The sequence below is a fragment of the Mycoplasma leachii PG50 genome (genome assembly GCF_000183365.1).
GTDB lineage: Bacteria > Bacillota_I > Bacilli_A > Mycoplasmatales > Mycoplasmataceae > Mycoplasma > Mycoplasma leachii.
The window spans coordinates 220,814-233,320 of the sequence record NC_014751.1; the positions used below are offsets into that span (position 1 = coordinate 220,814).

Here is a 12,507-nt window from a genome sequence, read left to right on the forward strand (position 1 = left end):
TAATGATAGAATTAGATATTAATGAAATAGAAGCATATAATTCTAATAAAATGGGTTGAATTGAACTAATTACAGGTTGTATGTTTGCTGGAAAAACTGAAGAATTTATAAGACGATTAAAAGTATTAAGTTATGCTAAAAAAAGAGTATTGGCTTTTAAACCAAGTATTGATAATAGATATTCAGTTGAAAATATAATTTCACATTCAGGAAGTAAACTAGATTCATATTTAGTAAAATCAAGTGATGAAATTAAACAAATAGTTGAAAAAGAAAATCAAATCCAACAAGTTGATGTTATAGGAATTGATGAAGTACAATTTTTTGATGAAAACGTTGTTGATATAGTTGAACAACTAGCAGATAATGGAATAATTGTGATTGTTAATGGATTAGATAAAGACTTTAGAGGACTACCATTTAAAAATGTAGATAAGTTATTAGTAAAAGCAGAATTTGTAACTAAACTAAGAGCTAGATGTCATTTATGTGGATCTTTTGCTAATAGATCTCAAAGAATTGTTAATGGGCAACCCGCTTTATGAAATTCTCCTTTAATTCTAGTTGATGGTAAAGAAAGTTATGAAGCAAGATGTAGAAAATGTTTTATAGCTCCTAAAAAGGATGTGTAATTATGAATGCTAAAACATATGAAGCACTAGAAACAATGCAAAAAAGATTGTTTCAAATTCAAAAAGATTTAGAAGATGAAAATATTTTAAAAGATATTAAAAAGTTTACTGAACTAAATAAAGAAAAAGCTAATTTAGAAGAAGTTGTTGAAAAATTTGTTGAATATAAAAAAGCAGTTGATCATATAAAAGATGCAAAAGCTATTTTAGAAAATGAAAAAGATACTGAACTTATTGAATTAGCAAAAATTGAATTGGATGAAAATAACGATAAGGTTGAACATTTACAACAAGTGATTGAAGAAATGTTGTTACCAAAAGATCCAAATGATGAAAAAAATGTTATTGTTGAAATCAGAGGTGCTGCTGGTGGAGATGAAGCTAATATTTTTGCTGGTGATCTTTTAAGAATGTATAAACTTTATGCTGAAACTCAAAATTGAAAAATAAATATTTTAGAAGCATCTTTAGGTGAAGCTGGTGGTTATAGTCAAGTTGTGTTTATGATCAAGGGTGACAGAGTTTATTCTAAATTGAAATTTGAATCAGGTGCTCATCGTGTTCAACGTGTTCCAAAAACTGAAGCTAAAGGAAGAATTCAAACTTCAACAGCAACTGTTGCAGTTTTACCTGAAATGAGTGAAGTTGAAATTGAAATTAGATCAAATGATCTAAGAATTGATACATATAGAGCTTCTGGGGCTGGTGGTCAACATGTTAATACTACTGATTCAGCAGTAAGAATTACACATTTACCAACAGGAATTGTTGTAACTAGCCAAGATGGAAGATCTCAACACGATAATAAAGATATAGCAATGACAATGTTAAGAGCAAAAGTTTATGAAGCTGAAGTTGAAAAACAACAAGCTCAAGCTGATGCAACAAGAAAAAATGCAGTTGGAACTGGTGCTAGATCTGAAAAAATTAGAACATATAATTACCCACAAAATCGTGTTACTGATCATAGAATCGGTTTAACTTTAAATAAATTAGATCAGGTTATGGAAGGTAATATTGATGAATTTATTATTGCTTTAATTAATGAAGAGCAACGTCAAAAAGTAGCTGAACAATTAAAAAACAATGAATAAAACTATTTTTAATATTTTAAAAGAGCTACAACAAACTAACATCAGTCTGAATAAGGCTGATGTTTATCATATTTTAGAACATATTTTAAATAAAAATTACCAATGAATTGTTAGTAATTTAGATTATGTTTTAACAAAAAAACAACTTTATAAATTAGATCAAATCTGAAAATTATTAGAAAAAAAATATCCTTTAGCATACATTTTAAAAAATAAATATTTTTATTCAAATAATTTTTTTATCAATAAAGATGTTTTAATTCCTAGAAGTGAATCAGAACTAATAATTGATTATGTTAGTGAGTTTATTAAAAATAATAATAATTTATTAATAGTTGATTTATGTACTGGTAGTGGGTGTTTAGGAATAAGTTGTGCTTTATTAAATAAACAAAATAAAGTGATTTTAACTGATATTTCATATAAGGCATTAAAAGTAGCAAATAAAAATATTAAAAGATTTAATTTAAAAAATACTACTTGTTTATCTGGTGATTTTATTAATGTTTTAATTAAAGATAATATTAAAGCAAATGTAATTATTTCTAATCCTCCATATATAGATATAAATGATCAAAATTTAGATAAAAACGTTATAGAATATGAACCAAGTATTGCTTTATTTGCACCAAACAAAGGTTTGTATTTTTATGAAATTCTAATTAAAAATATAGATAAAATAGTTGATGTTAATAAAAAGTTTTTAATAGTTTTAGAATTTGGATGATTACAAAAAGATTCAATAGAACAATTATTGATTAAGAATTGTTTAAAATATAATTGAGATTTTAAAAAAGACTATAACAATTATTGAAGAAATTTAATTATTAAGAATTTTTAAGGATGAATATGTGTAAAAATAAAGACTTTAAAGTCAAAATAATAAATAATAAGTTTTCAATGAGAATTAAAGATAGTGATCCAAATATTGAAAAGAAAAACTTTTCAATTTATTTAAGATCTATTTTAGGATTAATTGTTTTTTTATTAGCATTATTACCTTTTTATGCTTATTTATATTTAATTTTTAAACATGATTCTTTAAGTTTTTATTTTACTAATTATAAAATCATCTCTAAACATATTAATTTACCAAGTAAAGCTCAAATTTGAGGTTTAGCAATTTTAGCTTTAGTGTTTCTGGTGATTGTAATAGCAATGTTTATTAGTTTTAAAGCATTAGTGAATTTGTCAAATAATAAAAGATATAAAGAAACAATTATTGCTTTAATTATTATTTTTGGAATTTTAACTATTTTATTTCAAGGAATTTCACAATATTTTTATGGTTATTTTCAAGACTTTTTTAATTATCAAGTAATTACAGGTTTAGAAAATAAAATTGATGAGTTTAAAAAAATAACTACACAATTTATTGAGTTTGAAAAAAAGTCAAGTAGTATTTATAACTGAATTAATGTTAATAGTATTTGATGAATTATTTTTGTTCAAATTTTTTTAATGTTTGTTACAAGTATTTCTTTACAAAATATTACATTTTTTGAATATGTTGAAAATAGTGAAGATAAATATATTAACTATTTTGTACAAAAAAACAAAACAATTTATCAAAATAAAATTAAAACATATGTTAATAATATTTTTTCTTTTAAAGATAAAACTTTATCAAATTGATTAATTATTTTAGTATTAATGATTTGCTTTCCAATTTTAATTTATATTGTTGCTATTTCAACAAGAGGAAGTGAAAAATCATTAATTTATTGAACACATCAACTACCTAATTTATTAAATGATTATAAAGATTGAAATACTATTTTTGATCAGTATAAAAATCAATTAAATCTAACAAAAAGTAGTCCTTTACTAATTTTATCTTCACCAATTATTTTTTTAGGAATTATTTTATCAACTGTTTTATTTTTATTAGCAATTTCAATTAGAGGACAAAAATCATCTCAATTAGTTCTAAAAACTAAGTTTATTTTATTATTTAGTCAACTTGCTTTTTTAATACTAAGTATTTTTGTTTCACAACTAGAATTACATAAACTTTTAGTTTTATGAAATTCAAATGATCAAGATCAAATTATTGGATATAAATATGTTAAGGCAATAAAAAATGTAGTTGGAATAAAAGTATTTAATGATATTGATCAAAAACTATGTTTTTTAAATAATATTGATCAAAAAATTAATTCTATTTTTAATGATAGTTACATTATAAGTGTATGTATTACTTTTTTAACAGTTTCAACAATTACTGGGTTTTGTATTATTTTAAAAGGAATGTTAGATAAAAGATTAGCAATTGATTTTGTAAGAAATGAATTTAAAAATAAGAAAATATTTAGAAAATAGGTTTTATTATGTTAACAAATATTAAGATAAATAAAGCTATAAAATTGTTAAAAAATAATCAAATAGTTATTTTGCCAACTGATACTATTTATGGACTATCAGCTATTTATAGTTTAGAAAATCAAATCAAGATTAATGAGGTTAAAAAAGCTGATATAAATAAACCTTTAATAGTTTTAATATCTAGTTTAAATCAATTAAATGATTTAGATATTCTAGATTTAACTGATAAAGATTTTTTATTAAATACTGATCCAACAACTGTTATTTTTAAAACAACTACATCAAGTATTGCTATTAGATTAGTTAAAAGAGATGATATGAAACAAATTATTAATAATACTGGTCCTATTATTTCAACAAGTGTTAATATACATGGTTTTGATCCTTTAACTAATAAAAAAGATTTAATTAATTTTAATCAAAATATAGAAGTTTTTTTTGATAAAGAACTTAATAATAAAGCATCAAAAATTTATAGTAGTATTTTAAAAAAATATTTAAGATAAAAACAAATTAGTAATTATTATATGTTGGTCTTCTAATAGCCAAGCGATTTCTAAAATTTAGAAATTTGTGGTAATATTTATATTGAATATAAAGGAACTCGTATATATGAATTCACATAGTTTAGTTTTTAATTACAGAGATAATAAGCATTTTTTACAAGAAATGCACACAATCATTAAAAAAAGAGGATCAAAAACTTTTGAAGAGTGAATGATTAATAATAATTTTGATTCTGCATATGTTCCAGTAACTATTGTAAATGAAAGAAATGGTGTTTTAGCTGTTAGTGGTTTTATTAAAAGTAAAGCTATTATTAACAAGACTACTTTAAATACAATTTTGCTAACTAATACTTTTACAAAATCAAAAGAAAGCAACCCTTTAATGGTTGATGAATTAATTAAAGGTGTTGTTAAAAAATATGAAAATATTTCTGATTTTATTTACACTTTTTCTAATGTAGAAAATGATGATGTTTTAATTAGAAATGGTTTTAAAAAAATAAAAGAGTATACTTACTTTATGCAATGAGATCCTAACAAAGATGCAAAATTAAGTGTTTTAAAAAGATTAGATTTAGATACTAATCAAGTTGATTTTGAGTTTGTTAAAGATGAATTATTTCATAGTAGTAAAAATAACTCTTTATTTTATATTAGAGAAGATGGAGCTTTATCAATTTATAGTTTATTAAAATATTATAGAAATAATGTATTTTATATTTCTAATTTAGATGCAATTGTAATTTTTTCTATTAATAATAAAACATTTCAATTAATTGGTTTATATTCAAAAAATGAAATTGATGTTTTAGAGCTTTTAGAATCAATAGTACCAAAAGGTATTTTATTAATTGAATTTTATTTTGTACCAAACATTAAAAATAAATTTGTTGTTAAAGAGTTAAGAAAAATAATGGCTGCTGATTATCAGCATAGATCATTTTTATATGTAAAACAAAGCACAACTAATTTAGAAGCTTCTAAGTTTGTTGTCCCTTTATTAAATAGATTAAAATAACTAGTTATATTAAAACTTATATTAAGATGAAATTATTGCTATTAATCTTTAATTAATTAAATAGGCTTATTTAAAATAAAGCTTATTTTTTTTATAAAATAAAAGTAATTTAGTGGTGATAAAATGAAAAGAAAAATTGTTAAAAAAAATTTAGCATTAGTAAAAAAGAAAAAGTTTTTTTTAGATTTTTTAAAAAATAATAATTTAGAAAATATTTATTTAAAAAATCATGATTTTAATAAGAAATCTAATATTTTATTAAATAACTTTATTATTATTTTAAAAATTCATAACTTAAATTATAAAAATTATTGAGCTAATATTTCTTTTATGAATTTTTGTATTTATTATCTTTATCATAATTTTTATCAAAGTTTATCTAATGTAAAACTTAAACAAATTAACTTAACTATAAATAAAATTGCAACAAATAGAAAATATAATAGTTTAGAAATAAATTATGAAAAACAACTATTAGAAATTGCAAAACAATATGATATTAAATTTTCAAATAGTTTTATAAACACTTATTTTAATAACCATCAAATTTATAACTATATTAGTAATAGTTTTAGTCAAATGTTTGATGAAAATAAAAAAACTCTTACTTATAGTTATTGTTATTGATTAATTTTATTTGTTTATATTAAAAAATATTTAAGTTTAGAACTAGATTATAAATATTCATATAATTTATTTAATTTAGAAATGATTTGTAATGATCATTATATTAAAAATATTAGAAATTTAACTTTAAAGTACTTTAATCTTTTAATTATTAAAAACAATAAATGAATTAGTAAATTAGATATTAAAAGGAATAAAAAATAATGAAAAAACCAATTATTACAGTTTTGTCTTTAATTTTTATGTTTGGTTTAACTATCTTAGGTTTGTTATTATTAAATCTTTATTTTTTTACTTGACCTTTAATTGGATTTGGGATTTTTCATTTATTAGCTATTATTTGAGCTTTTATTGTATTAGGTGATAAAAAAAGAAGATTTGAAACTAGAATCAGATGATTTTGTTTTATTGTTGTTATTCCTATAATTGGAGTTTTATCTTATTTATTTTTTGGTAGATCTTATAAGTATAAAATCAATAAAAGTTACAAATTACCAGAAATTAAAAATAAGCACTTAGATAATGAATTAAAAGAGATTGATCAAATTTTAATTAATCAAGTACCACAATTTAAACGTGCTTTTAAAACAGCAATGATTTCTCAAACTGATAATATTTTTTTAAATAGTGAAGTTGAGTTTTTAAAAAATGGTAATGAATTATTTTTAAATTTATTTAAAGATATTAGCAATGCTAAAAGTCATATTTTATTAAATTTTTATATTTTTAAAGATGGTAAGTTATTAGAACAACTAACTAATTTATTAATTAAAAAGTTAAAAGAAAATGTTAAAGTTTATATAATTTATGATTTTGCAGGAAGTTATACTGTATTTGAAAAATCAAGATTAAAGTTATTAAAACATGGTTGTCAAATTGCTTGTTTTGCTCCAGTAAGATTTCCATTTATTAAATGAACAGCAAATTATAGAGATCATAGAAAAGATGTAGTAATTGATAATAAAATTGGTTATATTGGTGGAATTAATATTGGTGATGAATATATTAATTTAGATAATAAGTTTGGTTATTGAAATGATTGTTCTTTAAGAATTACAGGTAATGCTGTAAGTGAAATTCAACGTATTTTTATTAGTGATTATGATTTTTATAAACCTTTTAATAAAAAAAGATTAACAGAATCAGATTTAAATTTAAATACTATTTATCCAGTTAAATCAAAAAACCAATTAGTACAAATTGTTTCAAGTGGACCAAATCACGAAGAACCTTTACATTTATCTATTTTTATTAATTTAATTAATTCAGCTCAAAAAAGAATTTGAATCTCAACTCCATATTTTATTCCTCCTCAAGAAATTAGAACTGCTTTAATTAGTGCTGCTAATTCAAAACTAGATGTTAGAATTTTAATTCCAGGTTTAACTGATAAAGCTTTTTTATTAGATCAAACAAAACAATGAACTAGAGAATTATATAAAGCTGGAGTTAAAATCTATTCTATTAATAATGTTTTTAACCATAATAAAACTTATTTATTTGATGATGAAATTACATTTATTGGATCAACAAATCTTGATTTTAGAGCTTTATTTGCAGATCAACAAACAATGGGATTAATTTATTCTAAAAAATTAAACAATACAATTTCTAAAAAATTTGAACAAGATTTTAAAAACAGTTATTTATATGATCATTTACCAAATAAAAACATTAATTGATTTAGAAAAATCATAATTAAAATTTATAATATTATTCAACCTTTACTATAATTTTTTTAGTTTATAGAGATTATTTTTTTATTCTTATTATTTTATTGAATTTAGCATATTTTTATATATAATATAAAATTGTGTTAATTCGATACACTCGGAAATGTGAAAGGAGGAAAATACATGCCAACAATTAATCAATTAGTTAAAGTTAACCGTAAAGCAAAAACATGAAAAACTAAAGCTCCAGCCTTAAACAGAGGGATTAATACTTTAATTAAAAAAGTTACTAAAATAGCATCACCACAAAAACGTGGAGTATGTACGCGTGTTGCAACAATGACACCTAAAAAACCTAACTCAGCGCTACGTAAATACGCTCGTGTTAGATTAACAAACGGAATGGAAGTTAATGCTTATATTCCAGGAGAAGGACATAATTTACAAGAACATAGTGTTGTTTTAATTCGTGGAGGACGTGTTAAAGATTTACCAGGGGTTAGATATCACGTTATTAGAGGTACTTTAGATACTCAAGGTGTAGCAAAACGTTCACAAGGACGTTCATTATATGGAGTAAAAAGACCTAAAGTTAAAAAATAAGAAAATAAATAGTAATAAATAAACCGTGTATATCAAATTAAAAAGAACACATTAAGTAGCATATTTATATTAAAAAGAAAGGAGTTATTACCATGCGTAAAAATAAAGCAGAAAAAAGAGATGTTTTAGCAGATCCAATTTATAATTCTAAATTAGTTACTCGTGCAATTAATAAAATTATGTTAGATGGTAAAAGAGGAATTGCTCAGTCAATTATTTATGATGCATTTAATATAATTAAAGAAAAAACTAATAAAGAACCAATTGAAGTATTTAATAAAGCTATTGAAAATATTAAACCTCACTTAGAATTAAAAGTTCGTCGTATTGGAGGAGCTAACTATCAAGTTCCTGTAGAAGTTTCAGCTGAAAGACAAATCACTTTAGCTTTACGTTGATTAATTAATTATGCAAGATTAAGAAACGAAAAAGTTATGACAATTAAATTAGCTAATGAAATTATTGATGCATCAAATAATATTGGTGGATCAGTTAAAAAACGTGAAGATACTCATAAAATGGCAGAAGCAAATAAAGCATTTGCACACTATCGTTGATAATTAGAAAGGAAAATTAATAAATGGCTAGAGAATACAGTTTATTAAATACTCGTAATATTGGTATTATGGCTCATATTGATGCTGGTAAGACTACTACTACTGAACGTATTTTATTTCACACTGGAAAAATTCATAAAATAGGTGAAACACATGAAGGTGCTTCACAAATGGACTGAATGGCTCAAGAGCAAGAACGTGGGATTACTATTACATCTGCTGCTACAACTGCATTCTGAAAAAATACAAGATTTAACATTATCGATACTCCAGGTCACGTAGATTTTACTGTTGAAGTTGAACGTTCATTAAGAGTTTTAGATGGTGCTGTTGCTGTTTTAGATGGTCAATCTGGTGTTGAGCCTCAAACTGAAACTGTTTGAAGACAAGCAACAAATTATAGAGTTCCTCGTATTGTTTTTGTTAATAAAATGGATAAAACAGGTGCTGATTTTATTTATTCAGTAAAAACTATTGGTGATAGATTAGGTGCTAAAGCTGCTCCAATTCAATTACCAATTGGAGCTGAAGAAAACTTCACAGGTATTATTGATTTAGTTGAAATGAAAGCTTATGAGTTTGATGGAAAACCTGAAGAAAATTATAAAGAAATAGAAATTCCAACTAATTTATTAGAACAAGCTAAAGAATTAAGAGCGCATTTAGTTGAAGTTGCTGTTGAATATGATGAAGAATTATTAATGAAATTTTTAGATGGTGGAGAAATTAGTATTTCTGAATTAAAATCAGCAATTAGAAAAGGTGTAATTAATGCCGACTTTTTCCCAGTATTAGCTGGTTCAGCATTTAAAAATAAAGGTGTTAAATTATTATTAGATGCTGTTGTTGATTATTTACCATCACCTATAGATATTCCATCAATTAAAGGAATTTTACCAACAGGTGAAGAAGTTGAAAGACATGCAAGTGATACTGAACCTTTTTCAGCATTAGCATTTAAAGTTATGACTGATCCATTTGTTGGAAAATTAACATTCTTTAGAGTATATTCAGGAATCTTAACTAAAGGTAGTTATATATTAAACTCAACTAAACAACAAAAAGAGCGTGTTGGTCGTATTTTACAAATGCATGCAAATAACCGTACTGAAATTGAAGAAGTTTATTCTGGTGATATTGCTGCAGCTGTTGGATTAAAAAATACTACAACTGGTGATACTTTATGTGATGAAAAACATGAAATAATTTTAGAATCAATGGTATTTCCTGAACCTGTTATCCAATTAGCATTAGAACCAAAAACTAAAGCTGATCAAGAAAAAATGAGTATTGCTTTATCAAAATTAGCTGAAGAAGATCCAACTTTTAGAACTTATACAGACGATGAAACTGGACAAACAATTATTGCTGGTATGGGTGAATTACACTTAGACATTATTGTTGATCGTATGAAACGTGAATTTAATGTAGCAACTAATGTTGGTGCTCCACAAGTTTCATATCGTGAAACTATTAAATTACCAGGAAAAGCTGAAGGTAAATATATCAAACAATCTGGAGGACGTGGTTCATATGGTCATGTTGTGATTGAATTTGAACCAAACAAAGACAAAGGATTTGAATGAGTTGATAAAATTACTGGAGGACGTGTTTCAAAAGAATATATTAACTCAGCACGTGTAGGTTTAGAAAATGCATTAAGAAACGGAGTTATTGCAGGATATCCAATGATTGATGTTAAAGCAACAATTGTTGATGGATCAATGCATGAAGTTGACTCAAATGAAATGGCATATAAAATTGCTGCTTCAATGGCTTTAAAAGAAGCCTCTAAAAAAATGAATCCAGTTGTTTTAGAACCAATTATGAATGTTGAAGTAACAGTTCCAGATGAATATTATGGAGATGTTATGGGAAATATTTCTTCAAAACGTGGAATGATTGAAGGTTCAGAACAAAGAGGAAATGCTCAAACAATTAAATCAAAAGTACCATTAACTGAAATGTTTGGATACGCTACTGAATTACGTTCATTTACTCAAGGACGTGGAAATTACACTATGATATTTAGTCATTATGCAGAAGCTCCAAAAGCAATTGCTGATGAAATTATTAAAAAATCAGGTAAATAATATTTTTTGAATTAAGTATTAAATAAGTGTAAAATATATAATAGTAAAAACGCCCCAAAAGGGGCAAACAAAATAGTAGAAATATATCTATTATTCTTGATTTGTTATAGAAATTTTAAGGAGAAAAAAACATGGCAAAAGAACAATTTGACCGTAGTTTACCTCACGTTAATATTGGAACAATTGGACACGTTGATCATGGTAAAACTACACTAACTGCTGCAATTACTAAAGTTTTATCTGAACAAGGTAATGCAGAATTCAAAGATTATGCAAATATTGATAATGCCCCAGAAGAAAGAGAACGTGGTATTACAATTAATACTGCACACGTTGAATATAAAACAGCTAACAGACACTATGCACACGTAGATTGCCCAGGTCACGCTGACTATGTTAAAAATATGATTACTGGAGCAGCGCAAATGGATGGAGCTATTTTAGTTGTTGCTGCAACTGATGGACCAATGCCACAAACTAGAGAACACATTTTATTATCAAGACAAGTTGGAGTTCCAAAAATTGTTGTTTTCTTAAACAAATGTGATATGGTTGAAGATGACGAAATGATCGATCTAGTTGAAATGGAAATTAGAGATCTATTAACTGAATATGACTTTGACGGAGAAGGAGCACCAGTTATTAGAGGTTCAGCTTTAGGAGCATTAAATGGTGATTCAAAATGAACTGGAGCAATTAATGAATTAATGGCAGCAGTTGATGAATACATCCCAACTCCACAAAGAGATGCAGATAAAACTTTCTTAATGCCAGTTGAAGATGTATTTACAATTACTGGACGTGGAACTGTTGCAACAGGACGTGTTGAACGTGGAACTGTTAAAGTAAACGAAGAAGTTGAAATTATTGGATTAAAAGAAGAACCAACTAAAACTGTTGTTACTGGATTAGAAATGTTTAGAAAACTACTTGATTTTGCTGTGGCTGGAGATAATGTTGGAGCATTATTACGTGGTGTTGACAGACATTCAGTAGAACGTGGACAAGTTTTAGCAAAACCTGGAACTATTAAACCACATACTGTATTAAAAGCTTCAGTTTATGCTTTAACTCAAGAAGAAGGTGGACGTCATAAACCATTCTTTAATAAATACCGCCCTCAATTCTACTTCCGTACAACTGATGTTACTGGAGAAGTTACTTTACCAGAAGGAACTGATATGGTAATGCCTGGTGACAATGTTGAAATGGAAATTCAATTAATTAAACCTGTTGCTGTTGAAGAAGGAACTAAGTTCTCAATCCGTGAAGGTGGAAGAACAATTGGTGCTGGAACAGTTATCTCAATTGAAAAATAATTTATTAAATAATTTATAAAAGAACTAGTATATACTAGTTCTTTTTATTTTTTAAAA

At 24.7% G+C, this 12,507-nt stretch carries 12 protein-coding genes; all 12 read left to right on the plus strand.

Annotation, left to right across the window (positions count from 1 at the left end):
• Window positions 1-2 precede the first annotated feature (2 nt).
• The 12 genes from MSB_RS00935 (at window position 3) to tuf (ending at window position 12,450) form a co-directional block, all read left to right on the plus strand.
• Window positions 3-632, plus strand: a complete 630-nt coding sequence (locus MSB_RS00935) for a thymidine kinase (RefSeq protein ID WP_013447508.1) — start codon at window positions 3-5, stop codon at window positions 630-632.
• A 2-nt stretch (window positions 633-634) separates the two neighbouring features.
• A complete protein-coding gene (prfA, locus tag MSB_RS00940) occupies window positions 635-1,726 on the plus strand; it encodes a peptide chain release factor 1 (RefSeq protein WP_013447509.1) in 1,092 nt (363 codons plus the stop codon).
• Window positions 1,719-2,567 (plus strand): peptide chain release factor N(5)-glutamine methyltransferase, encoded by an 849-nt coding sequence (gene prmC, locus MSB_RS00945; protein ID WP_013447510.1) that lies wholly within the window; start codon window positions 1,719-1,721, stop codon window positions 2,565-2,567. Before prfA ends, prmC begins: the two co-directional genes overlap by 8 nt.
• A gap of 8 nt (window positions 2,568-2,575) precedes the next feature.
• Window positions 2,576-4,048 (plus strand): hypothetical protein, encoded by a 1,473-nt coding sequence (locus MSB_RS00950; RefSeq protein WP_013447511.1) that lies wholly within the window; start codon window positions 2,576-2,578, stop codon window positions 4,046-4,048.
• 8 nt (window positions 4,049-4,056) lie between these two features.
• Complete coding sequence (locus MSB_RS00955; protein ID WP_013447512.1) at window positions 4,057-4,557, plus strand: L-threonylcarbamoyladenylate synthase; 501 nt, start codon at window positions 4,057-4,059, stop codon at window positions 4,555-4,557.
• Window positions 4,558-4,663: 106 nt separating this feature from the next.
• Window positions 4,664-5,578, plus strand: coding sequence for a hypothetical protein (locus MSB_RS00960; protein ID WP_013447513.1), 915 nt, complete (start codon window positions 4,664-4,666; stop codon window positions 5,576-5,578).
• Between the two features lie 123 nt (window positions 5,579-5,701).
• The gene (locus MSB_RS00965; protein ID WP_013447514.1) at window positions 5,702-6,409 is read left to right on the plus strand and encodes a hypothetical protein; all 708 of its coding nucleotides are present in this window, start codon (window positions 5,702-5,704) and stop codon (window positions 6,407-6,409) included.
• Window positions 6,409-7,938, plus strand: coding sequence for a cardiolipin synthase (gene cls, locus MSB_RS00970; RefSeq protein ID WP_013447515.1), 1,530 nt, complete (start codon window positions 6,409-6,411; stop codon window positions 7,936-7,938). Before MSB_RS00965 ends, cls begins: the two co-directional genes overlap by 1 nt.
• A 123-nt stretch (window positions 7,939-8,061) precedes the next feature.
• A complete protein-coding gene (gene rpsL / locus MSB_RS00975) occupies window positions 8,062-8,481 on the plus strand; it encodes a 30S ribosomal protein S12 (RefSeq protein WP_008362393.1) in 420 nt (139 codons plus the stop codon).
• A 92-nt stretch (window positions 8,482-8,573) separates the two neighbouring features.
• Window positions 8,574-9,041, plus strand: a complete 468-nt coding sequence (rpsG, locus tag MSB_RS00980; RefSeq protein WP_013447516.1) for a 30S ribosomal protein S7 — start codon at window positions 8,574-8,576, stop codon at window positions 9,039-9,041.
• Between the two features lie 20 nt (window positions 9,042-9,061).
• Window positions 9,062-11,131 carry an elongation factor G gene (gene fusA, locus MSB_RS00985; protein WP_013447517.1) on the plus strand — a complete coding sequence of 690 codons (2,070 nt, stop codon included), beginning with the start codon at window positions 9,062-9,064 and terminating at the stop codon, window positions 11,129-11,131.
• A 131-nt stretch (window positions 11,132-11,262) separates the two neighbouring features.
• Complete coding sequence (gene tuf, locus MSB_RS00990; protein ID WP_011166362.1) at window positions 11,263-12,450, plus strand: elongation factor Tu; 1,188 nt, start codon at window positions 11,263-11,265, stop codon at window positions 12,448-12,450.
• Window positions 12,451-12,507: the final 57 nt, after the last annotated feature.